Here is a 22294-nt window from a genome sequence, read left to right as displayed (position 1 = left end):
TTAGCCGGGCGACCGTTAGGGCGCAAACCTCTCCGGCTCGGCCACTGCAAGGACCTCGGCGAAGTCGCCGTCGCCGTCGGTCCACTCGGCATGCGGCGTCCAGCCGCCGGCGAGCAGAAGAACGCGACCGCCGCGCGGGCCGTACTTGTGGCTGTTCTCGGTATGAATCGACTTGCCTGCTGCGAAGCTGAAACTGTGCCCAGCGATTCCGAACTCGACGTCCCGGGTGGCGACCAGGTGCATCTCGATGCGCGAGAGGATGTCGTTCCAGCGCGCCTGGTGGCGGAAGGCATCAACCGGGATGTCGCCATCGAGCTCGCGGTTGATCCGTTCGAGCAGGTTGAGGTTGAACGCGGCGGTGACGCCTTCCGGATCGTCATAGGCGGCGAGCAAGCGATCGACCGGCTTTGCCCGGTCCATGCCGATGAGCAGCTGCGAGCCCGGACCGAGCAAGGCGCGGAACTGACGGAGCAGGTCGGTTGCGCTCCACGGCACGAAATTGCCGATGGTCGATCCGGGGAAGAAGCCGAGCTTGGGCAGATGGTCGATGCCGCCCGGAAGCGTGAACGGCCGTGCGAAATCCGCCGTGACGGGGATCACATCGATGGAGGGAAAGCGCTGCTGAAGGTCGGCGGCGCTTTTTTCCAGATAGTCGCCGGAGATGTCGACGGGCACGTAAGCGGCGGGCGCGATGGCTTCCAGCAGGATCGGCGTCTTGGTCGCGGAGCCGGCGCCGAACTCGACCACCACCGCGCCCTTTGGCACACGCGCGGCGACCTCCGGCATGATGTCATGGAAGATCGCGGTCTCTGTGCGCGTCGGGTAATAAGTTGGGAGGCGCGTGATGTCGTCGAACAGCTCCGACCCGCGATGGTCATAGAGCCATCGCGCGGGGATCGCGGGGGTCGGCGACGAGAGCCCCTTGATCACATCGTCACGGAACGCCTGGGTCTGGGGATCAAGCGTCTTGAGCAAGGCGAACCCCCGTAAATTGCCAGCGCGCGCTGGGCGGGAAAAAGTTGCGGTAGGAGGCGCGGCTGTGCCCCCGTGGTGTCGCGCAGCTGGCCCCTTTCAGCACAAACTGCCCGCACATGAACTTGCCGTTGTATTCACCGACGGCGCCTTCGACCGGAGCAAAGCCGGGATAGGAAGCGAAAGCGCTTTGCGTCCATTCCCAGACGTCACCAAACATGCCGCCGCCGGGACGAGGCATGGCGGACCCAGCCTCATCGAGCTGGTTGCCGAGGTTCGGGTCTGCGGAGGCAGCAAAGTCTTCCCATTCCGCTTCGGTCGGAAGGCGCGCGCCGGCCCAGCGGGCGAAGGCGTCGGCTTCGAAGTAACTAATGTGGGCGACCGGCGCGGCGGGATTGATCTCGCGGCGGCCGGCGAGGGTGAATTCGGTCTCGTTCCTGCCCCAGTAAAGCGGCGCCTGAATTTCCTCGCGGCACACCCAATCCCATCCTTCGGACAACCACAGGGTCGCGGTACGATATCCGCCCTCCGCAATGAACTCGCGCCACTCCTTGTTGGTGACACGGCGATTGGCGAGCTGGTGCCCGGACAGGAAGATGCGGTGGCGCGGCGTCTCGCTGTCGAAGGCGAAGCTGTCACCGTTCGCACCGATCTCGACGATGCCGTCGCGGCCGCGATGATAGGTCAGCGGCTCGATCGCGTAGCAAGGCGATGGACCTGCCTCGGCATAAGCCGGTTCGAGTGGATTTGCGGCAAGCGTTGCGAGGATGTCGGTGAGGAACAGCTCCTGGTGCTGCTGCTCGTGGTTGATGCCGAGTTCGATCAGGGCGAGGGCTGACGGCGGCAAGCTGGCAAACGCGGCGTCGAGTGCCTCATCGACATGCAAGCGATAAGCGCGAACTTGATCGAGCGACGGGCGGCTGAGCATGCCGCGCCGAGGCCGCGCGTGGCGCGGGCCTTCGGCTTCGTAATAGCTGTTGAACAGGAACGCCCAGCGCTCGTCGAACGGCTGGTAGCCGGGCACGTGGTCGCGCAGCACAAAGGTTTCGAAGAACCAGGTGGTGTGCGCGAGATGCCACTTTGCCGGCGAGGCGTCGTCGAACGGCTGGATCGTCGCATCGGCATCGCTCAGTGGCGCGGCGAGGTCGAGCGTGAGCTGGCGCGTCACAAACAGGCGCGAGCGCAAGTCCGATACGTCCGATGATCGGCGCGAAATCGCGGTCGTTGCGGTCACTTGGCCTCCGGAATCCCCGGGTAGGGCTGCGCCCTTAGCACAGTCGCAAGATGTACTGCATTTGCCGCGAGCATCGCCGCGCCTTTGGCAACCGGTTCCGGAACTTGCGGCAGATCCTTGAAATCCTTGTCCTGCATCGCCTCGCCGACCCAATAATCCGAAGCGGCCGAGGGGATCGTCCAGCCCACGTCGTTCAGTGCCTGAAACACGGTCGCGGCAATATGGTGCGCGCCGTCCTCATTGCCAACGATGCCGGCGACCGCGACCTTGCCGAAGCTCGGCATCCGGCCGGCGTCGTCGGTCTCGCTGAGGAACGCGTCCATCCGTTCGAGCACCCGCTTGGCGATGCTGGACATCTGGCCCATCCAGATCGGCGTGCCGAAGATCAGAATGTCCGCAGCCAGGATGCGCTTCCGAATATCGGGCCACGCGTCGCCTTCACCCTCATCGGAGGTGACGCCTGCAAACACGTCATAGTCGGCGACGCGGATCGTCTCGGTGAGCGAGACGCCACGTTTCGACATCTCGCCGGCGAGCAGGTCGATCATCTTGTCGGTGGATGAGGGCTCCTTCCCGTTGCGCTTCAAGGTGCAGTTCAGAGCAATGGCAGTGAGGGCCACGCGGCCTCCGTCATGATTTGGAACGGCGGCACAACGGCTATCTGGGGGCTTTGTGCCGCTCCAGCGACACTGTCTTTGGTCTAGGTGCGCGTCGCGCCCGGGTGCCAAAGGACGTCGCCATCTTCGCTTGCGGCGACATGGCGCGCGGCAACGAACAGATGGTCGGACAAGCGGTTGAGGTAGGCGAGAAGCTGCGGGTTTAGGGGCTCGCTCTCGTTGAGCGCGACGGCCGCGCGCTCGGCACGGCGAACGACGGCGCGGGCGAGGTGCAGCGCGGCGACGCCCGCCGAACCGCTTGGCAAAATGAAGCTGGTCAGCGGGGGCAGATCGGCGTTCATCGCGTCGATCTCCTGCTCCAGCCGTTCGACCTGCGGGGCGACGATGCGAAGCGCGCCGTCGATTTCACCCGGCGTCGCGACGTCGGCGCCGAGATCGAACAGGTCATTCTGGATCGTGAGAAGCCGCCGCTTCAGCGCCTCATCGTCGATCGCGGAAATGGCGAGCCCGACGGCGGCATTGGCTTCGTCGACCTCGCCGATGGCCGACATACGCGCGCTCGACTTGCTTACGCGCGAGCCGTCGACGAGGCCGGCGGTGCCGGCGTCGCCCGTGCGCGTGTAGATCTTATTGAGCTTGACCAAGCCTTAGTGGCCGGCCTGGCCGGCGACGACGAGGATGAGGATCACGATGACGATCGCGACCGCCTGGAACAGCACGCGCTTGCGCATGTAGTCCTGCTGTTGCTCGCCGGTGACGTCCTTGCCGGATGCCATGGCGATGACGCCGCGCACGAGGACATAGGCCGTTGCGCCCATTGCCAAGACCAGAAGAACGATCAGGATCACATTCGGAGTCATGGGCGCTATTTAGGCTTCCTGAAGCCGAAAGCCAGACGGGAGAAGGCCGGTAAGGAGCTGCACCGCGAGGGTGGGCCCGTCGATGCCGCCATCCCGCATTGCGGCGAGCGTCGGCGCGAGGTCGCGCTTGGCGAGGCGCCGTCCCTCCTCGTGCGCGACGATCTGATGATGAAGATATACCGGCTCGGGGAGGTCGAGCAGTATCTGGAGCAGCCGCTGGACGGGCGTCGAGGCGCGGAGGTCGGCGCCGCGGACGACCATCGTCACGCCGCTCGCCGCATCGTCGACGACGCAGGAGAGATGATAGGAAGCGGGTGCGTCCTTGCGCGCGAGGATGGCGTCGCCGATGTCCCGCCCGGAAGCGGTGAATTCCGCGCCGTCGGCCTCGCGCCAGCTCGGCAGGCCCGTCATTCCCAGCGCCTTTGCGGAGTCTAGCCGCCACGAATGGGGAGTCGCCGCCCGGCGCTCAGGATCGTCGGCCAGACCGCGGCAGGTGCCCGGATAGCTGGTCGCGGCATCGCCATGTGGCGCTGTGAGCGATTGGGCAATGTCGGCGCGGGTGCAGAAACAGGGGTATGCGAGGCCTTCCGACTTCAATTGCTCGAGGGCATCCGCGTAGGCAGCCGTGCGCTCAGATTGGACAAGAACCGGCTCCTCCCAGTCGAGACCAAGCCAACGCAAGTCCTCGAAGATGCCATCCACGAACTCCGGCTTACAGCGGGTCTGGTCGAGATCCTCGATCCGCAGCCTGAACTTGCCGCCACTCTCCCGCGCCCGCGCATGGCCGATCGCGGCGCTGTAAGCATGGCCGAGGTGCAGCCGGCCGCTCGGACTGGGGGCGAAGCGGGTTATGAACATTTGACCTGTTGCGCAAAGGACTCTTGACGCTGAGTCAGTGAAAGTGGTGTCATGCGCATGTCACGCCGGGTTGGCATCCGGTGGTCAACAAGGGAAGACGGGCCGCGCCGCCCTCTCCTCCTTGAGTGCGACGAGGCCGGGGAGCAGCAGTTCGGTTCGAACCGAACGAAAGGCTGTGCTGGCTTCGTATGTATCACCCCGAGCTGATCCGCCATCCCGATAGCTGCCCGGCGCTGGTTCTCAACGCCGACTATACGCCGCTGTCTTATTATCCGCTTTCGCTGTGGCCATGGCAGACCGCGGTCAAGGCGATGTTCCTCGAACGCGTCGACGTCGTCGCTCATTACGAGCGCGAGGTGCACAGTCCGAGCACCGCGCTGAAGCTGCCATCGGTGATCGCGCTTCGCCAATTCGTGAAGCCGAACGAATATCCGGCGTTCACCCGGTTCAACCTCTTCCTCCGCGACAAATTTCGTTGCGTCTATTGCGGGTCGCACAAGGAGCTGACGTTTGATCACGTGGTGCCGCGCGCGCAAGGCGGCCGCACGATGTGGGAAAATGTCGCGACTGCCTGCGCGCCCTGCAACCTGCGCAAGGGCGGCCGGACGCCCGCGGAAGCGCACATGCACATCATGCACGAGCCGATCCGTCCCACAAGCTGGCAGCTGCAGGAGCACGGCCGCGCATTCCCGCCAAACTATCTGCACCAGAGTTGGCGCGACTATCTCTACTGGGACGTCGAGCTGGAGCCTTAAGGCGCGGTTATCGGCTATTAACCATCTTCGCGTAGTCAAACCTGGATGGATATTCGCTTTCCAACTGTGCCCGAAGAGCGGCCGCGCATCCTCGTGGTTGATCCGAACAAGACGAACCTCGGCGTGCTCACACGGCGGTTGGTTGAGGCGGGTTATCGCGTGTCGGCAGCGGATTGCGGGCAGGCGGCCGTGGCCGAGCTTCATCGCCAGCCGATCGATCTGGTTCTCGCCGAACTCTATATGCCGCGCATGAGCGGCGCGGATCTCGCGCGCGTGATCCGCGGTGAGGCGATCTGGCGCGAGCTCCCGGTGATGCTGATTACCGGCAAGTCGAAGCCGGCGGGCGCGGTCGAGGCCTATGAAGCGGGCGCCGACGATGTGATCCTGAAGCCGTTCCACTTCGAGGTGCTGTTCGCGCGGATCGAGCGCCGGCTTGACCGGGCGCGCACCCTCCAGCGGCTGCGCGAAGACAATGCGGTGCTGGACGCGCGCATCGTCGAACGCGCCATCCAGATCGGGGAACTCAAGGACCAGCTCGCCGAAGTGAAATCTAAAGCGTCGCGATGAACTCGCGGACCTTCGGTCCGACGTCCTCCCGCTCGACCGCCATCGCAAGGTTGGCGATAACGAAGCCCGCTGCGCTGCCGCAGTCGTAACGTTCGCCCTTAAAGCGGTAGCCGTGGAATGGCTGCCTTCCGATCAACTTGGCCATTGCATCGGTCAGCTGGATTTCGCCGCCCGCGCCCGTTTCCTGAGCGTCGAGCTCGCGCATCACCTCGGGTTGAAGGATGTAGCGGCCGGGAAGCATTAGGTTTGAGGGCGCCGTGCCGGGCTTCGGCTTTTCGACCAGACCGCGGATCTCTGTCAGCAGACCATTGGTCTCGCCAGGATCGATGACGCCGTACTGATGCGTTTCGCTGTCGGGTACTTCGAGCGCCGCGACGATGTTTCCGCCAACGCGCTCGAACGCCTCGACCATCTGGGTGAGACAGTTGGGCTTGCCGTACATCAGCTCGTCGGGGAGCAGGACTGCGAAGGGCTCGTCGCCGACGATGTCCCGGGCGCACCAGACGGCGTGGCCGAGGCCGAGCGGCTGCTGCTGGCGGACGGAGACAATCTCGCCGAAGCGTGCGTTCGATGGTTCCAGTATGTCCAGGCTCTTGCTCTTGCCGCGCATCGTCGCTTCGAGCTCGAACGCCACGTCGAAATAGTCGACCAGCGCGGACTTGCCGCGGCCGGTGACGAAGATCATCTGTTCGATCCCGGCTTCGCGCGCTTCATCGACCGCGTACTGGATGAGCGGACGGTCGACGACCGTGATCATCTCTTTCGGGATCGTCTTGGTGGCCGGAAGCAGGCGGGTGCCGAGGCCGGCGACGGGGAACACCGCCTTGCGAACGCGATTGGACATGCGGGCTCAATCTCCGGGTGTTGAAGGGCCGGTCTCGTTGGTGACCGGCTGAGGGTCCGATCCGGCAGGAAGCGAAGGCGCCACACCGCCGGTCGGCGGCGGCAGGTCGAATGGGTCGGGCTGGCGCTCCCGCGGCTGGCGGATGAGTTCGTCGACGCGGTTGGGCCGCGCATAGGGCGGGGGCGTCAGCAGCTCGCGTGCATCGGGCGCGGTCTTCGCCATCAACGGCTTGACCGGAAGAGCCTTCCCGGTAGGCGGCTTCAACTCCGCAACGTGGCCGCAGCTTCCAAGCGCAATCAGCGCGGCGAGGGGCAGGAGGCGCGAGGTCTGCATCGGGCTCTCGACTAGCCGTTCGCCGTAGCTTGCGCTAGCGCCGCCGATCATGCGCACCTTGCTCATTTGCTCCGTCTTGTTCGCCGTCAGCGCCTGCCACAAGCCAGCCGAACAATCGCCGGCGGAGAATGTTGCTGCCAGCGAACAGCCCGCCGGACCGGTAAAGGGCGTCGACCGCAGCCATCGCGGGCAGGCGGCGCCAGACGCGACGTTCAAGAGCGCGGACGGCGAAGACGCCAGCCTTGCAGAGCTAATGGGCAAGACGGTCCTGGTGAATCTGTGGGCGACCTGGTGCGCGCCCTGCGTCAAGGAGTTGCCGACGCTCGACCGGCTAGCGGCAGCGCAACAGAAGGCTGGGGGCGTGCAGGTGATCGCGGTCAGCCAGGACAGCGGCCCGCACGCATCGGTCGAGGCCTTTCTGGAAGCGCACAAGATCCAGACACTGGGTGCTTACCAGGACGAGAAGATGGCCTTGTCGGGCGCGCTTGGGCCCGACACGGTTTTGCCGACGACGATCCTGCTCGACGCGCAGGGCAAGGAAGTCTGGCGCTACGTCGGCGATCTAGATTGGACGAGCGCCGAGGCCGCTAAACTACTGTCCGAAGCCGGCGCATCGGGAAAGCTCTGAGCAGTCGCCCGTCGATCGCGGCAAGGCCAAGCGCGATCAGGGCGAGCCCGAGGAAATCCTGCGGCGCCAGCGTTTCGTGAAGGAACAGCCCGCCGAGAAGGATTGCGACCGGCGGTACGAGAAGGGTCACCAGCAGCGCATTGGTCGCACCGGCCTTGTCGATCAGCCGGAAGTAAAGGACGTAGCCGAACGCCGTGCAGAGGAGCGCGAGCGCGACGATGGCGCCCCATGCGCCGAGGGGCGGCAGCGGCCGGGTCCAGGGCTGGTCGAAGATCATCGAAACCGGGAGCATCACGAGGGCGCCGGCGGTGAGCTGGCCCGTGGTGACGCTCAGCGGCGAAATGCCCTGGCGGCGGAACCGGCGGGCCCAGACGGCGGCGAGCGCATAGCTGAGCGATGCGGTGACGCATGCGAGCTGGGCCAGCGCGCTGGTGCCGATGCTCGATAGTAGCGACGGGCCGATCATTGTCGCGACACCGCCGAAGCCGAGGACGACGCCGGCGATCTTGCGCGGGCTCATGCGCTCGTCGCTGGTGAGGAAGTGAGCAACGATCACGCCCCAGATCGGGGTGGTGGCGTTGAGAATCGCGGCGAGGCCACTCGCAATGTGCGTCTGGCCCCAGCCGAAAAGCGTGAACGGCAGCGCATTGTTAAGCACTGCGAGCAGGAAGATCGAACCCCAGGCGCCTTTCGGCAGGCCAAGCGGTTGTCCCTTGAAGCGAAGGAATGCCCACATCGCCACGGCGGCGATGGTCAGCCGCAGCCAGACGTAAGTCAGCGGGTGCACATGCTTCACGGCGACGCCGATGAAGAAGAAGGCCCCGCCCCAGATGAGCGCGAGCACGCCAAGGATCAGCCAGTCGCTGCGGTTCATGACGGTACGAATCACGTGCGCGTCATGAGCGGGGAGGGGCGCAGCGGCTTCCGCCTGCTTGCGGTCAAACGACTGGGGAGGAACGGGTTTCATAGCCCGTGAAGCTATGGAGCGGCACGGTGCGCCGCCAACAAATGGTGGAGTCCTGCCTATAAGCTGAGCTTATTAGTCGCGGAGAAGCTCATTGATGCTGGTTTTTGATCGCGTGCGTTCGTCGACACGCTTCACAATCACCGCGCAGGCAAGCGACGGGCCGCCTTCCTTACCCGGCAATGCGCCGGGAACGACGACCGAATAAGCCGGTACGCGTCCGTAGTAGACTTCGCCTGTCGCGCGGTCGACGATCTTGGTCGAGGCGCCGAGGAAGACGCCCATCGAAAGCACGGATCCGCGCTCGACAACCACGCCCTCGGCGACTTCGGAGCGAGCGCCGACAAAGCAATCGTCCTCGATGATGACCGGGCCAGCCTGAAGCGGCTCGAGCACCCCGCCGATCCCGGCGCCGCCGGAGATGTGGACGTTGCTGCCGATCTGGGCGCAGCTGCCCACGGTCGCCCAGGTATCGATCATCGTGCCTTCCCCGACGCGCGCACCGATGTTGACGAAGCTCGGCATCAGCACAGCGCCAGGCGCGATGTAAGCACCGCGGCGGACAATAGCGCCAGGCACCGCGCGGAAGGCGGCATCCGCAAATTCCCTCTCGCCCCAGCCGGCGAATTTCGAAGGCACCTTATCCCACCAGTGCGATCCGCCGGGGCCGCCGGAAATCGCTTCCATGGGATTGAGCCGGAAGGACAGGAGCACGGCCTTCTTCAGCCACTGATGGACGGTCCACTCGTCGCCATTCTTCTCCGCGATGCGGGCGCCGCCGCTGTCGAGCGCGGTGAGTGCGGCATCGACGGCGTGCCGGACTTCGCCCTTGGTCGACGGGCCTATCGAGTCCCGCTCGTCCCATGCGCGCTCGATCACGGACTGCAGCTGCTCATTCATTCGTCATTCCCCACAATGCTGTCGAGCCACTCGCCGACATCGGTAATCCGGTAATCGACGATCGCTTCGTCATAGCCGTGATTGCCGCGCTCAGACCCGTTGTCGACCCAGACCGTGGTCATGCCGAGCTGCTTGGCCGGTGTCAGGTTGCGGACCATGTCCTCGACCATCAGCGCCTGCGTCGGCTCGACGCCGAACTGATCGAGCAGCTTCCGATAGCCATGCGCCTCGGGCTTTGGCGTGAGGTCAGCCGCGAAGATGTCGTGGAGGTGATCGATCTCAGCCGCCAGCCCGAGCCGGTCGAGTACCTTCCACGCATAATCGGCATTACCGTTGGTATGAATGAACTTCCGGCCGGGCAGCCGACCTATGGCCGCGACGAGGCGGTCGTCCTGGGTGAGCCGATCGAGCGGAACATCGTGCACATCGCCCATGAAATGATGGGGATCGACGTCGTGATGCTTCATCAACCCCGCGAGCGTGGTGCCGGACCCATGGAAGTGCATCTTCTGAATACGACGGGCTTCGATCGCGTCGACGTTGAGCAGACGCTCGATATAGGCCGTCATCTTCTGGTCGATTAGCTCGAACAGCCGGCTGCCCGCCGGGTACAGGCAATTGTCGAGGTCGAAGATCCAGTCGCGGATGTGAGCGAAGCGCGGGTCCATGGCCGCCGGTGCCCTAGACGCTTTCGGCCCTTCAGCAAATTGAAAGGAATTAGAAAGCATAATTGTTGCCGAGAAGCCGTGCGTTTTCAACGGTTTGGGTGGAGGGATCATGAATAGGCGCCTGTTGGGCACGTCTTCGTGCGCGGTTGTGTTTGCACTGGGACTTACGGCGTGCGGTGGAGGCGGGGGCGGCGGCGTCCAGCCGATCCCGATCGCGCCAACGACGCCGACTCCCACGCCAACGCCAACGCCAACGCCAACTCCTACGCCGACGCCCACGCCGACCCCGACGGGGGGATACGACACGGCCGAGTATCGCAGTTCCGGCTACAGCGTCGCCGCCAATGCGATTGCAGCCTACAACGCGGGCGCGACGGGCAAGGGTGTGAAGATCGGCGTCGTCGACAGCGGTATCAATCCCGCGCTCGCCGAGTTCGCGGGTCGCATCGACCCTGCCAGCGGCGACGTTGCCGCGTCACGCGGCATTAGCGACGAAGGCGGTCACGGCACTGCCGTCAGCGCGGTAGCGGCTGCGGCCCGGAATGGCGTTGACACGATGGGCGTGGCGTTCGACGCGACGATCGTCAGCGAACGCGCCGATCAGCCCGGCACCTGCTCGCAGACCGACGGCTGCACCTTCTACGACAATTCGATTGCGGCAGGGATCGACGCCGCGCGCTCAGCCGGTGCGAAGGTCATCAACCTGTCTCTCGGCGGTTCGCAGCCCGGGGCTGTCCTTCTGTCGGCGATGCAGCGTGCCGTGAGCGCGGGCGTTGTCATCGTCATCTCCGCCGGCAACGACAGCACGCCCAACCCGGACGCTTTCGCACTCACGCCTGCGCAGCAGTTTCCCGGAAGCGTGATCATTGCCGGGTCCGTTGGCGCCACGGGGCAAATTTCGACCTTCTCCGACCAGGCGGGTACTGGCGCGGCATATTACCTGACGGCGGTCGGCGAGAACGACCGCGCGCCGGACCAGACCGGAACGCAATTTCGTTGGTCGGGCACCAGCTTCTCGGCCCCGGTGATCAGCGGCGCAGTTGCGCTCATGGCGCAGGCGTTCCCGAGCCTGACGGGCAAGCAGATCGTCGAGATATTGCTGAGCAGCGCCGACGATCTTGGAACAGCAGGTACCGATCCAGTATATGGCCGCGGCCGGCTAAACATCCAGAATGCGTTCAAGCCGCAGGGCGCGCTCAGCATGGCGGACAGCAAGGTTGCAGTGGCCGGCACCGGCGGCGACTTGCCGTCGGCGGCGGGCGACGCAGCACAGACTGGACAGTCGCTCGGCGCAATTGTGCTCGACGGCTACGACCGCGCTTATGTGATGGACTTGGCAAAGTCGCTGCGCAGCGCGCAGGTGGACCATCCGCTTGCGCGGTCGCTGCAGAATGACGTGAAAGTCGCAGGCAGCAGCGCCGGCCCGATCAGCATCGCCATGACGGTAACCGAGCGCCACGATCTCATCGACGGATTCGCGCTCGACCGCCTCGGCATCGGTCCGCAGGACGCCCGCAAGGCACGGCTGATCGCGGGATCGGCGGTGGCGCGGATCGATCGCGAGACAGCCGTCGCATTCGGCATGGCCGAAGGATCGAAAGCGATGGAGCGCCGCCTCAATGGCGCAATGACTTGCGCCTTCCTGATCGCGAAGGACATCGCTGGCGATCCCGGCTTCGCCGCCTCACGCGACGGTAGCCTAGCCATCCGCCATTCGTTTGGCCGCACCGGCGTCACCCTTTCGGGGGAGAGCGGGAACGTCTGGCAGGAAGTGAAGACCAGCGCGACCGGTTCACCCTATCGCTACACCAGCGTCGCGGTCGATCGCACGTTCGGCAGCAACTGGCTTTCGGCTGGCGTCAGCCGGCTTGAAGAGAAGCAGACGTTGCTCGGCGGCCGGATGACCGGCGCGCTGGGCGGCGGCGACGCGACGACCTTGTTCCTCGACGCGGACGCGCGGCACGACTTCGGTAAGGGATGGAGCGCTGAGCTAACGGCGCGGCGTGGTTGGACCGACTTCGCGGCGGGTAGGTTCCAGACGGCGGCCTACGGCTTCGATCTGTCGAAGCTGGGTCTGTTTGGAAGCAGCGATCGGCTCGGCCTGCGCATCGCGCAGCCGTTGCGCGTCGAGCATGGCGGCTTCGCGATGATGCTGCCGACGTCCTACGATTACGCGACGCTGTCGGCGACCGACATGCTGACCACCATGTCGTTGACGCCGAGCGGGCGGGAGATCGACACCGAGCTGAGCTACGGCGCGAGCCTGCTAGGCGACCGCGCCTGGTTCGGCGGCAATATCTTTTACCGGCGTCAGCCTGGCCATATCGCCGCCGCAAGCGACGACACGGGCGCGGCACTTCGCTTCAACCTCGCTTTCTAGACGGAATCAGGGGGTCAGGCGGCGGGATTTCGGTCCCGTCGCCTGAATCGCGGGATCAACCCGCCCACGCTTGACCGGTAGCGGCGATACTCCTCGCCAAACTGGTTGGTGAGGTCGTGCTCCTCATATCGGATAGCGATCAGCATGTAGGCCGACAGGCCAAGCGCGAGGAGCAAGTGTCCCGCGGTCATTTCCGGCGTTGCCCAAAAGGAGAGGAAGAAGCCGCTATAGAGCGGGTGCGCGACGTAGCGGTAGAACACTGGCTGGCGCAGCTCGGGCTTTGCGGCCTGGCGTCCGCTGACGTGGAACCACGCCTGCTGCAGACCGAACAGCTCGAAATGATTGATGAGGAAGGTGCTGACCAGCACCGTTGCCCAACCCGCCCAGAACAGCACCCAGATGAGGTCGTGGAGGATTGGGTTGGTGAAGTTCCAGACGATCGTGTCGATCGGGCGCCATCCCAGGAACAGGATCATCAGCGCGATGCTCGCCGCGAGGACGTACACGCTACGTTCGGCTGCGGGAGGAACGATGCGCGTCCACCTCGCCTTGAACGCAGGCCTTGCCATCATGCTGTGCTGCAGCCCGAAGAGCGCCATCAGCGCAATATCGACGACGAGGGCGACGGCGAGCGGAGCCTGCGGTCCGTTATCGACGGTCACCGTCGCGAAGGCGAAGTCGCCGACGAAGACGATCAGGTAGAGAAAGGTCGCGAAGAAGATCGCGTAGCAGATGATGGCGAAAAGAAGCGTTGCCGTTCGTGACATGCCGTTTCCCCCTCGGCTGATGCGTGACTCGTTACCGGCCGCCGACTCCATATTTGACGACTAGCGGCACTTCGCATCCGTCCACGCGACGGTAGACGGTGGCGTAGATGTTGGCCGGCGGAAGCTGCGCGAGCTTGCGCGGAGCGATGGATTTATCGCGATCCCAGGCGTAGTAGCGGGTGGTACGCGGACAGGATTTCGGTTGCGCGAGCGGCCCAGTCGCCTTCGATGCGGATATGGAGATGAGCGCGGCGGCCATGAGGAGCATTAGAGTCTCCTTTCGCGGCGATCATACCATTATGCGGTCAGACGGTGAAGCTTTCGCCGCAGCCGCAGGCGCCCTTCGCGTTGGGGTTTTCGAACACGAAGCCGGCAGCGAAATCGTCCTCGCGCCAGTCCATTGTCGAGCCGATGAGATAGAGCACGGAAGCGCCGTCGACGTAGAAGGTTCCGCCGGGCGTTTCGATCTTCTCGTCGAAGGGCTGTTCGTCGGACACATAATCGACCGAATAAGCGAGGCCCGAGCAGCCGCGGCGCGGCGTCGATAGCTTGACGCCGATCGCGCCTTCGGGCGCGCGGCTCATGAGTTCCGCGATGCGGGATTCGGCGCGGGGGGTCAGCGTGATCGCGGCCGGACGTGCGCGGACTTTCGTTTCCTTGTTCATAGCATTCCCAATTCGAGGCGAGCCTCGTCGCTCATCTTCGACGGATCCCACGGCGGATCCCAGACCAGATTGACGACCGCGTCGCGGATGCCGGGCACCGACAGCACGCGCAGCTCGACCTCCTGCGGCAGCGATTCCGCCACCGGGCAGTGCGGCGTTGTCAGCGTCATGGTGATCGTAGCGTCGCCATCCTCGCTGATCTCGACGTTGTAGATCAGGCCGAGCTCATAGATGTCGACGGGGATTTCGGGGTCATAGATCGACTTCAGCGCCTCGACGACGGTGGCCTGCAGGTCGCTTCCGGCGCCGCCCTTGGGCTCCTCTTCTTTTTCGCCCGACAGGAAGCCGGCGAGATAGTCGCGCTTGCGCTCAAAGGTTTCCGTGGTCGTCTCGGGCACTACGCGAGCGCGCGGCGGGGTCGGCACACCCGTCACTTCCTCCGTCTCGATCTTGCGTTCCTCGTTCATGCAAAAACCCGTTTGACCTGCTCGATGCCACGCACCAGCGCTTCGATGTCCGAGGTGTCGCTGTGCGCCGCAAAACTCGCGCGCGCCGTCGCCTGGACACCGAGCACGCGCATCAGGGGTTGCGCGCAATGATGCCCGGCGCGGACAGCGACGCCCGCGTCATCCAATATGGTGGCCGTGTCGTGCGGATGCACCCCGTTGACGTTGAAGCTGACGATTCCGGCGCTGTCCTCAGGGCCGTATATCGTCACGCCGTCGACTCGGCGAAGCGCGTCCCGTGCCTCCGCGACGAGCGCGGCTTCGTGCGCGTGGATTGCGTCGAGCGATAGGTTCTGCACCCAGTCGATTGCCGCATGGAGCCCGACTGCGCCGACGATGTGCGGCGTCCCGGCTTCGAACCGCGCCGGCGGATTGAGGAAGGTCGATCGTTCAAACCTGACCTCGTCGATCATCGCGCCGCCGCCCTGCCACGGAGGCATTTGCTGCAGTAGGTCGGAACGGCCCCAGAGGCAGCCGATCCCGGTCGGGCCGTAAAGCTTGTGGCCGGAGAAGGCATAAAAGTCGGCGCCAATGTTCCCAATGTTCACATTGACGCGCGGTACTGCCTGGCATCCGTCGATTAGAAGCAGCGCGCCTTTCGAATGCGCGATGTCGGCCGCGCGCTTGGCGTCGAGAATCGAGCCAAGAACGTTCGATACGTGCGCAAATCCAACAATGCGATGCTCTTCCGTGAGCATCACTTCCGCGGCATCGAGATCGATTTGGCCGTCAGACGTGAGCGGCACCGCGTCGACCTCAAAGCCAGCGAGCTGCCACGGCACGATGTTGCTGTGATGCTCTAGCTGCGAGACGAGCACGCGGTTGCGGCCGTTCTTCGGCAGGGTGCGCGCGACGAGGTTGATCGCCTCGGTTGCACCGCGCGTGAAGATCAATTCGTTCGGTGCGCCGCCGATCAGCGTTGCTGCAGCAGCGCGCGCCGCTTCGTAACGCACCGTCATTTCCGACGAGCGCTGGTACACGCCGCGGTGCACCGTCGCGTAATCGCACGCGTATGCATTGGTGATCGCATCGATCACCGCCTGCGGTTTCTGCGCGGTTGCGGCGCTGTCGAGATAATGCCAATTCTCGATCGCCGGGAATTGGCTGCGCACATCAAGGCGCGAGTTGATGCGGATGGGCGCGTTCATACGATTCTCCGCAATGCGTCGCGCGCCGCGGTTCGGATCCCTTCCCCATCCTGCGCGCTGTCCCACAGGCCCATGATGAAGCCTTCGAGCAACAAGGCGCGCGCACTCGCCGGGTCGATCCCGCGCGTTTCGGCATAGAATAATTGCATGGCGTCGAGCTCACCGACGGAGGCGCCGTGCGCGCATTTCACGTCGTCGGCGTAGATCTCGAGCTCGGGCTTGCAGTTGGCGGTCGCGCCGCGGTCGAGCAGCATGGCTTTCACCGACTGCTCGCCATCGGTTTGCTGCGCGCCGCGCGCCACCTCGACCTTGCCGAGATAGGAGCCGACGGCCTTGCCGCCGAGCACGCTGCGGATGGTCTGGCGCGAGCGTCCGTTGGGGCCGACATGGTTGACGTTGGTGACGAATTCGTTGGTCGAAACGCCCGTGCCGATATTGGCGCCGAACAGTTCGAAATCCGCGCCCTCGGCGAGCGAAACATCGAGTTCGATCCGACCGTAAACCCCAGCATTGTTGAGCGCGAAAATGCGTGCCTTTGCACCAGCGCCGAGCGACAGTTGCACCCGCTTCACCTGCACGTCGTCGGCGACCGGAAGCCACACTTCTTCGAAGCTTTCATCAGCGCCGACAGTGAGCGTGATCGGCGCCGCGAACTGCTCCCAAACGGGCTTCAGCGCGTCGAGGTCGGCGTAGCGCCATTCCTCCTGTTTGTGCGTCGGAAATGGCGCGGTCATGCAGCCGCCTCCGCATAGCCTTCGCGCTCCAGTTCCAGCGCGAGTTCGGGGCCGCCGCTGCGCACGATCCGGCCGCCGCGCAGCACATGCACCCGGTCCGGTTCGACATAGTCGAGCAGGCGCTGATAGTGGGTGATCAACAGCACACCTTTGTCAGGGGCGCGCATGATGCGGTTGATGCCCGCGCCGACCGCCTTCAACGCGTCGATGTCGAGGCCGCTGTCGGTCTCGTCCAGCAGCGCGAACTTGGGGTTCATGATGCCCATCTGAACCATCTCGGCGCGTTTCTTTTCGCCACCCGAGAAGCCGACGTTAACTGGACGCTTGAGCATCTCCGCGTCCATGCCGAGGAGCGCTGCTTGCTCGCGCGCAAGCTTGATGAATTCGGCGCCGCTAAGTTCTGCTTCGTCGCGTGAACGGCGCTGAGAATTGAGGCTTTCGCGGAGGAATTGAAGATAGGAAATGCCGGGGATTTCCACCGGATATTGGAAGCCGAGAAAGAGGCCCGCCGCGGCGCGCTCGTGCGGTGCGAGCGCGATCAAATCCTGGCCGTCGAACATCGCGCTGCCATCGGTCACTTCATAGCCGGGACGGCCGGACAAAACGTAAGCGAGCGTCGACTTGCCCGAGCCGTTTGGACCCATGATCGCGTGCACTTCGCCGGCGGGAACATGCAGCGTCACGCCGTTCAAAATCGGCTTGCCGGCGACGGCCGCGTGGAGGTTCGAAATGTCGAGCATCTTATTTGCCGATGTCCTTCCCGGCGGGGCAATTGTTGAGGAAGTAGCGGCGCATCGTGTCCATCGCGTCCTGGCGAATTCCTTCGAGCATGCGCTTGTCGTTGAGCGCGCGCTGGCGATCCTCGAGCGCGGCGTCCTCAAGCTTCATCTGCTTGTCGTCGGCCGCCTTGAGAGAGCCCGCTTCACGCGCCGCGCGGCGGCGATCGGACAGGTCGGCACGCGCCGTGACAATAGACTCTTGCTCGCGATAGGCGTCGAGAAGGAACTGACTCCGCCGAGCGCCCTCGCCGGAGAACACCGGGTTGGCCGCCGCTCGGTCGCAACTCGACACCGCCTGGTCAAGAGCGTCGAGATCTGCCGACGCCGCGGCGAGGAACAACAACGGCATCATCCGACCGAACCCTCCAAACTGATTCCAAGCAGCTTCTGCGCCTCGACCGCGAACTCCATCGGCAGCTGCTTCAGCACTTCGCGGGCGAAGCCATTGACGATGAGCGCGACGGCGGCTTCCTGATCGAGACCGCGGCTCATCGCGTAGAAAAGCTGGTCCTCGCTGATCTTCGACGTCGTCGCCTCGTGCTCGATCGTCGCGGTCGGGTTTTTCACCTCGATATAGGGCACGGTGTGCGCACCGCATTGGTCGCCGAGCAGCAGTGAATCGCACTGCGTAAAGTTGCGCACATTTTCCGCGCGCGGAAGCACGCGCACCAGTCCGCGATAGGTGTTGTTCGAATTGCCCGCGCTGATTCCCTTGGAGACGATCGTCGAGCGCGTGTTCGCACCGATGTGGATCATCTTGGTGCCGGTGTCGGCCTGCTGGCGATTATTGGTCAGCGCGACCGAGTAGAATTCGCCGACGCTGCCATCGCCCTTCAGGATGCAGCTTGGATATTTCCAGGTGATCGCGCTGCCGGTTTCGACTTGGGTCCAGCTGACCTTCGAGCGGTCGCCCGAGCAGAGCGCGCGCTTGGTTACGAAATTGAAGATGCCGCCGCGGCCCTCCTTGTCGCCGGGATACCAGTTCTGGACCGTGGAATATTTCACCTCCGCGTCCTCGTGCGCGAAGATCTCGACGACTGCCGCGTGCAGCTGGTTCTCGTCGCGCATCGGCGCGGTGCAGCCTTCGAGGTAGCTGACGTAACTATCCTTGTCGGCGACGATCAGGGTGCGTTCGAACTGGCCGGTGTTCTCCGCATTGATGCGGAAATAGGTCGACAGCTCCATCGGACAGCGGACGCCCTGGGGCACATAAACGAAGGTGCCGTCAGAGAAGACCGCGCTGTTGAGGCAGGCGAAGTAATTGTCGCGCTGCGGAACGACACTGCCGAGATATTTGCGTATCAGATCGGGATATTCGCGGATCGCCTCGCTGATGCTGAGGAAGATGACGCCGGCCTTCTTCAGCTCCTCGCGGAAGGTGGTGGCGACAGATACGCTGTCGAACACGGCGTCGACCGCCACCTTGCGCGCGCCCTCGACGCCGGCGAGCACCTTCTGCTCCTCGATCGGAATGCCGAGCTTTTCATAGACGCGAAGGATTTCGGGATCGACGTCGTCGAGCGAGGCGAGCTTCGGCTTCGCCTTGGGCGCCGCGTAATAATAGGCGTCCTGGTAATCGATCGGCGGGATGTCGAGCTTGGCCCAGCTGACCTCCTCCATCTCCAGCCAGGCGCGATAGGCCTTGAGCCGCCAGTCGAGCATCCATTCGGGCTCGTCCTTCTTGGCGGAGATGAAGCGGACAGTGTCTTCGCTGAGGCCCTTGGGCGCGAATTCCTGCTCGATGTCAGACGAGAAGCCCCATTCATATTCGGCGAGCTTCTCGGCGGCCTCGTGCGCCTCTCGGTTGCGGATGTCGTCGGTCATCGCGCCAGCTCCGTGAGGCTGACGGCGCCGAGCGCGCCGCGAATGGCGGTGCCGACGACGCCCATGTGCGGCTTCACCCGGCAGTGCGCGTCGAGCGCGCAGTCGGAAACGCCCTCGTGGCCGGAGCAGACCGTCATCGCGATCGGGCCTTCGACGGCCTCGACGATATCCGCGAGACTGATTTGTTCGGCGGGCCTGGCGAGCGTGAAGCCGCCGCCGGCGCCGCGGACGCTGATCAACAGGCCTGAGCCCGCAAGCACGCCCATCAGCTTCTGCGCAGTGGGCAGCGGCACGCCCGTCTCGGCCGAAAGCTCGGTCGCGCTGAGGCGCGCGGCCGCGGGCCGTCGAGCGGCGGCGGTCATCAGGACGACCGCGTAATCGGCGAGGTGAGTTAGACGCATCTGTTTTTAATTCGGAGCACTACGGTAGGATTTAGTAGGTTTCGGCTCGAAACTCAACCGCCGGGACGCGATGGTTGCCTCGGTGCGGTCGCGATGACAGATGCAGGCACGTGTCGCTCTATAGCTCCATCCGGCCATTGCTCTTTCGCCTCGACGCGGAGCGGGCGCATCGGCTGGCAATTGCGGGCCTGCGGCTGCGAGCGGGGACGGCATTCACGCCAAAGCCGCCTTCGACGCCGAATTTGGAAACGACGGTCGCGGGCCTGCGCTTTCCCAATCCGATGGGGCTGGCGGCTGGGTTCGACAAGGATGCCGAGGTGTTCGGGGCGGCGCTGAGCCTCGGCTTCGGTTTCGTCGAGGTCGGGACATTGACGCCGCGGGCGCAGGCAGGAAACCCGAAGCCGCGGCTGTTCCGGCTTGTCGAGGACGAGGCGGTGATCAACCGCATGGGTTTCAACAACGGGGGTCAGCAGTCCGCGCTGAAGCGGCTCAGCGGGCGCCAGCGCGCGGCGGGGATCGTCGGCGTGAACGTCGGCGCTAACAAGGACAGCGACGACCGCATTGCCGACTATGTGGCGGGCGTTCGGGCAATGAGCCCGGTCGCGGACTATCTGACCATCAACATCAGCTCGCCAAACACGCCGGGCCTTCGCAATCTGCAGGCAGGCGGTGAATTGGTCGAATTGTTGAGCGCGGTGAAAGAGGCTCGCGCAGAGGGCGGGCCCCCGGTGTTTCTGAAGGTCGCGCCCGATCTCGAAGCCGGCGATCATGAGCGGATCGTTCGTGCGGCGATCGACCAAACGATTGATGCGCTCATCGTGTCGAACACGACGATTTCGCGTCCGCCACTCAGATCGCGCTTTGCCGGTGAGGCAGGCGGCCTGTCGGGCGCGCCGCTCAAGGCTCTCGCTCTTGATGCGCTGCGTCAATTTCGCGCCGCGAGCGGCGGCGAATTGCCGCTGATAGGCGTCGGCGGAATCGCGAGTGCGGACGACGCGTGGGAGCGCATTCGAGCCGGTGCGAGCCTGATCCAGCTTTATTCGGCAATGGTCTACGAAGGGCCGGGCATTGCGCGGCGCATCGTACGCGACCTCGCGGCGCGGGTCGAACGCGAAGGGTTCAGCAATATCGCCGAGGTTGTCGGGACCGAGCGCTAGCGCGGCAGCGTCAGCACTACGCCTTCGCGCCGGGGATCGGCGGCGCCGTCGATCCGGCCGTTGCGGATAAGGACTGCGGTGACGCCACTGTCCTCTCCTTGGCCGGGCTTCAAGTGGATGCCGCGTTGGCGCAGGCCTTCCAGGATCTCCGGCGAGAATTTCGTCACCTCTCCCTGGAAGTTGGGACCGCGCGCCAAGAGGTTCGGCGCGGCGAGCGCTTGGGGCATGGGCATGTTCCAGTCGACTGCGGCGACCAGCGACTTGGCGACATAAGCGATGATCGAATTGCCGCCCGCCGAGCCGATCGCGCCGGCGAACTTGCCGTCCTTGGTCAGCAGGATCGCCGGCGTCATCGACGAGCGCGGACGCTTGCCCGGCGCGACGGCGTTGGCGAGCGGGCGGCCCTGGTCGTCGACCGGGGAAAAGGAGAAGTCGGTCAGCTGGTTGTTGAGGAAGAAGCCGTCGACCATTCGTCCAGTGCCGAAGATGCTCTCGACGGTCGTCGTCATCGACACGACATTGCCTTCGGCGTCGCGGACGATGAGGTGCGAGGTGCCGGTCGGCTCCAGCGTACTGTCGATGCCCGCGACCTTTGCGCCGGCCGGGACGCCCGCAGCAGGAGGCGCACCGGCGCTCGCGCCGATCTTCTGCGCGCGCTGGTCGAGATAAGCGGGGTCGATCATCTCCGCCGCGGGAACGCGGACGAAGCGGGGATCGCCGATGTAACGGTCGCGGTCGGCGTACATCAGGCGGCTCGCCTCGGCGAACAGGAACCAGGACTGGGGATCGTTCGCGCCGCGCAGCGCGATGTCGGTGCGCTCGAGCAGGCCCATCAATTCGATGAGGCCGGCACCGCTCGCGGGTGGCGGTGGCGCGCACAGGAGGTAGACGCGGTAGTGGCCGCAAATCGCCTCGCGCTTCACTGGCTGGTAGGCGGCAAGGTCGGCCATGGTCATCGTGCCGGAAAGCTCGCCCTGTCGGGTGCGCTCGATAATCCGCGCGGCGGTCGAGCCGGCGTAGAGCGCAACCGGCCCCTGGGCGGCGAGACGGCGGAGGAAGTCGGCGTAGGGCTTGTTCACCAGCCGGTCGCCAGTGCTGAGAAGCGTGCCGTCGGCTTTCGAGAAATAGGCGATGACGTCGGGCGCGTGGTTTTCGGCATAGTCGGCGTGGATCATGCGCTGAAGGCGCGGCGAAACGATGAAACCTTCATCCGCCGTACGCTCGGCATCGCCGAACAGGCTGTTCCACGGCAGGCGTCCATGCTCGTCGTGCGCGAGCGCCAGCATCTTCACTGCGCCGGGAACGCCGGTCGCGCGGCCGCTGACGACCGCCGTGTCGAAGGGTAGCGGCTTGCCGTCAGGACCGACGAACATGGTCGGAGTGGCCTGCGCCGGCGCGACTTCCCGGCCGTCGTAGATCGTGAGCTTGCCGGTGCGCGCGTCGAAATAATTCAAGAAGGCGCCGCCGCCGACGCCCGAGCTCTGCGGCTCGACGAGGGACAGCATTGCCTGGATAGCGATCGCGGCATCGACTGCGCTGCCGCCGCGTTTCAGCACGTTCAGGCCGGCCTGGGCGGCGAGCGGGTTGGCGGCAATGACGAACGGCTCAGCCGTCGCTGGGCGCGGCGCGACCGCCGTTTGCGGAACGGGCGTGGCGGTGCAGGCGGCGAGGGCAGCGCAGGCAAACGCGCTGAGCAGTTTCAGGGACAAGCGCATGGCCTTCGCGACTAGCGA

At 64.9% G+C, this 22294-nt stretch carries 27 protein-coding genes; 5 read left to right on the top strand and 22 right to left on the bottom strand.

The annotated features are described in order from the left end of the window. Positions 1-15: 15 nt before the first annotated feature. The 6 genes from egtD to gluQRS all read right to left on the bottom strand — a co-directional run bounded on the left by egtD (position 16) and on the right by gluQRS (position 4541). Complete coding sequence (egtD, locus tag ABD704_RS08440) at positions 16-975, bottom strand: L-histidine N(alpha)-methyltransferase (protein WP_344699237.1); 960 nt, start codon at positions 973-975, stop codon at positions 16-18. Further along, positions 959-2206: an ergothioneine biosynthesis protein EgtB gene (egtB, locus tag ABD704_RS08435; protein ID WP_425565418.1), complete on the bottom strand. Its 1248-nt coding sequence runs from the start codon at positions 2204-2206 to the stop codon at positions 959-961. Before egtB ends, egtD begins: the two co-directional genes overlap by 17 nt. Beyond that, entirely contained in the window at positions 2203-2826 is a 624-nt protein-coding gene (locus tag ABD704_RS08430; protein ID WP_344699236.1) for a flavodoxin family protein, read from the bottom strand. Before ABD704_RS08430 ends, egtB begins: the two co-directional genes overlap by 4 nt. Before the next feature lie 80 nt (positions 2827-2906). Beyond that, positions 2907-3467: a cob(I)yrinic acid a,c-diamide adenosyltransferase gene (locus ABD704_RS08425; protein ID WP_344699235.1), complete on the bottom strand. Its 561-nt coding sequence runs from the start codon at positions 3465-3467 to the stop codon at positions 2907-2909. A gap of 3 nt (positions 3468-3470) precedes the next feature. Further along, positions 3471-3683, bottom strand: coding sequence for a twin transmembrane helix small protein (locus ABD704_RS08420; RefSeq protein WP_344699234.1), 213 nt, complete (start codon positions 3681-3683; stop codon positions 3471-3473). Positions 3684-3692: 9 nt separating this feature from the next. Further along, positions 3693-4541 (bottom strand): tRNA glutamyl-Q(34) synthetase GluQRS, encoded by an 849-nt coding sequence (gene gluQRS, locus ABD704_RS08415; protein WP_344699233.1) that lies wholly within the window; start codon positions 4539-4541, stop codon positions 3693-3695. 188 nt (positions 4542-4729) lie between these two features. On the opposite strand from gluQRS, the gene ABD704_RS08410 reads away from it, so the two are divergent. Both ABD704_RS08410 and ABD704_RS08405 read left to right on the top strand, forming a co-directional pair. Further along, positions 4730-5296: an HNH endonuclease gene (locus ABD704_RS08410; RefSeq protein ID WP_344699232.1), complete on the top strand. Its 567-nt coding sequence runs from the start codon at positions 4730-4732 to the stop codon at positions 5294-5296. A gap of 45 nt (positions 5297-5341) precedes the next feature. After that, entirely contained in the window at positions 5342-5863 is a 522-nt protein-coding gene (locus ABD704_RS08405) for a response regulator (RefSeq protein WP_344699231.1), read from the top strand. Here the strand turns inward: ABD704_RS08405 and ABD704_RS08400 are convergent. Next, positions 5847-6707 carry a UTP--glucose-1-phosphate uridylyltransferase gene (locus ABD704_RS08400; RefSeq protein ID WP_344699230.1) on the bottom strand — a complete coding sequence of 287 codons (861 nt, stop codon included), beginning with the start codon at positions 6705-6707 and terminating at the stop codon, positions 5847-5849. The genes ABD704_RS08405 and ABD704_RS08400 overlap by 17 nt on opposite strands. A gap of 6 nt (positions 6708-6713) precedes the next feature. Further along, a complete protein-coding gene (locus ABD704_RS08395) occupies positions 6714-7106 on the bottom strand; it encodes a hypothetical protein (protein ID WP_344699229.1) in 393 nt (130 codons plus the stop codon). Here ABD704_RS08395 and ABD704_RS08390 point away from each other — a divergent pair. Beyond that, positions 7090-7668 carry a TlpA family protein disulfide reductase gene (locus ABD704_RS08390; protein WP_344699228.1) on the top strand — a complete coding sequence of 193 codons (579 nt, stop codon included), beginning with the start codon at positions 7090-7092 and terminating at the stop codon, positions 7666-7668. The two genes, ABD704_RS08395 and ABD704_RS08390, sit on opposite strands and share 17 nt — an antisense overlap. On the opposite strand, the gene ABD704_RS08385 is transcribed toward ABD704_RS08390, so the two are convergent. The 3 genes from ABD704_RS08385 to ABD704_RS08375 form a co-directional block, all read right to left on the bottom strand. Next, positions 7628-8635: a DMT family transporter gene (locus ABD704_RS08385; RefSeq protein WP_344699227.1), complete on the bottom strand. Its 1008-nt coding sequence runs from the start codon at positions 8633-8635 to the stop codon at positions 7628-7630. The two genes, ABD704_RS08390 and ABD704_RS08385, sit on opposite strands and share 41 nt — an antisense overlap. 72 nt (positions 8636-8707) lie before the next feature. Further along, positions 8708-9532: a 2,3,4,5-tetrahydropyridine-2,6-dicarboxylate N-succinyltransferase gene (gene dapD, locus ABD704_RS08380; protein WP_344699226.1), complete on the bottom strand. Its 825-nt coding sequence runs from the start codon at positions 9530-9532 to the stop codon at positions 8708-8710. Continuing rightward, a complete protein-coding gene (locus tag ABD704_RS08375; RefSeq protein WP_344699224.1) occupies positions 9529-10200 on the bottom strand; it encodes a pyrimidine 5'-nucleotidase in 672 nt (223 codons plus the stop codon). The genes dapD and ABD704_RS08375 overlap by 4 nt, the downstream gene beginning before the upstream one ends. Before the next feature lie 109 nt (positions 10201-10309). On the opposite strand from ABD704_RS08375, the gene ABD704_RS08370 reads away from it, so the two are divergent. Next, positions 10310-12580, top strand: a complete 2271-nt coding sequence (locus ABD704_RS08370; RefSeq protein WP_344699222.1) for a S8 family peptidase — start codon at positions 10310-10312, stop codon at positions 12578-12580. 14 nt (positions 12581-12594) lie between these two features. On the opposite strand, the gene mddA is transcribed toward ABD704_RS08370, so the two are convergent. From mddA to ABD704_RS08320, 10 genes are read right to left on the bottom strand one after another with little or no spacing between them, the layout of a single operon-like run. Continuing rightward, on the bottom strand, positions 12595-13347 hold the full coding sequence (mddA, locus tag ABD704_RS08365; protein WP_344699221.1) for a methanethiol S-methyltransferase: 753 nt from the start codon (positions 13345-13347) through the stop codon (positions 12595-12597). A 31-nt stretch (positions 13348-13378) separates the two neighbouring features. Further along, positions 13379-13615: a hypothetical protein gene (locus ABD704_RS08360; protein WP_344699220.1), complete on the bottom strand. Its 237-nt coding sequence runs from the start codon at positions 13613-13615 to the stop codon at positions 13379-13381. Between the two features lie 37 nt (positions 13616-13652). Beyond that, a complete protein-coding gene (locus ABD704_RS08355; RefSeq protein ID WP_344699218.1) occupies positions 13653-14012 on the bottom strand; it encodes a HesB/IscA family protein in 360 nt (119 codons plus the stop codon). Then, positions 14009-14479, bottom strand: a complete 471-nt coding sequence (locus tag ABD704_RS08350) for an SUF system Fe-S cluster assembly protein (RefSeq protein WP_344699217.1) — start codon at positions 14477-14479, stop codon at positions 14009-14011. The genes ABD704_RS08355 and ABD704_RS08350 overlap by 4 nt, the downstream gene beginning before the upstream one ends. Further along, entirely contained in the window at positions 14476-15666 is a 1191-nt protein-coding gene (locus tag ABD704_RS08345; RefSeq protein ID WP_344699216.1) for an aminotransferase class V-fold PLP-dependent enzyme, read from the bottom strand. Before ABD704_RS08345 ends, ABD704_RS08350 begins: the two co-directional genes overlap by 4 nt. After that, on the bottom strand, positions 15663-16400 hold the full coding sequence (locus ABD704_RS08340) for a SufD family Fe-S cluster assembly protein (RefSeq protein WP_344699215.1): 738 nt from the start codon (positions 16398-16400) through the stop codon (positions 15663-15665). Before ABD704_RS08340 ends, ABD704_RS08345 begins: the two co-directional genes overlap by 4 nt. Then, positions 16397-17140, bottom strand: a complete 744-nt coding sequence (sufC, locus tag ABD704_RS08335; RefSeq protein WP_344699214.1) for a Fe-S cluster assembly ATPase SufC — start codon at positions 17138-17140, stop codon at positions 16397-16399. The genes ABD704_RS08340 and sufC overlap by 4 nt, the downstream gene beginning before the upstream one ends. Position 17141: 1 nt before the next feature. Next, positions 17142-17531, bottom strand: a complete 390-nt coding sequence (locus ABD704_RS08330) for a hypothetical protein (protein WP_344699213.1) — start codon at positions 17529-17531, stop codon at positions 17142-17144. Continuing rightward, the gene (gene sufB, locus ABD704_RS08325; protein ID WP_344699212.1) at positions 17528-19003 is read right to left on the bottom strand and encodes a Fe-S cluster assembly protein SufB; all 1476 of its coding nucleotides are present in this window, start codon (positions 19001-19003) and stop codon (positions 17528-17530) included. The genes ABD704_RS08330 and sufB overlap by 4 nt, the downstream gene beginning before the upstream one ends. Then, positions 19000-19404, bottom strand: a complete 405-nt coding sequence (locus tag ABD704_RS08320; protein ID WP_344699211.1) for an RrF2 family transcriptional regulator — start codon at positions 19402-19404, stop codon at positions 19000-19002. Before ABD704_RS08320 ends, sufB begins: the two co-directional genes overlap by 4 nt. 110 nt (positions 19405-19514) lie before the next feature. Here ABD704_RS08320 and ABD704_RS08315 point away from each other — a divergent pair, with 110 nt between their 5' ends. Next, positions 19515-20561 (top strand): quinone-dependent dihydroorotate dehydrogenase, encoded by a 1047-nt coding sequence (locus ABD704_RS08315; protein WP_344699210.1) that lies wholly within the window; start codon positions 19515-19517, stop codon positions 20559-20561. On the opposite strand, the gene ABD704_RS08310 is transcribed toward ABD704_RS08315, so the two are convergent. After that, positions 20558-22276 carry a gamma-glutamyltransferase family protein gene (locus ABD704_RS08310; protein WP_344699209.1) on the bottom strand — a complete coding sequence of 573 codons (1719 nt, stop codon included), beginning with the start codon at positions 22274-22276 and terminating at the stop codon, positions 20558-20560. The genes ABD704_RS08315 and ABD704_RS08310 overlap by 4 nt on opposite strands. Positions 22277-22294: the final 18 nt, after the last annotated feature.

The organism is Sphingomonas limnosediminicola (assembly GCF_039537965.1).
Classification (GTDB): Bacteria; Pseudomonadota; Alphaproteobacteria; order Sphingomonadales; family Sphingomonadaceae; genus Sphingomicrobium; species Sphingomicrobium limnosediminicola.
The sequence above is the reverse complement of the archived record's forward strand: the minus strand, read 5'-3'. Positions and strand labels throughout refer to the sequence as shown.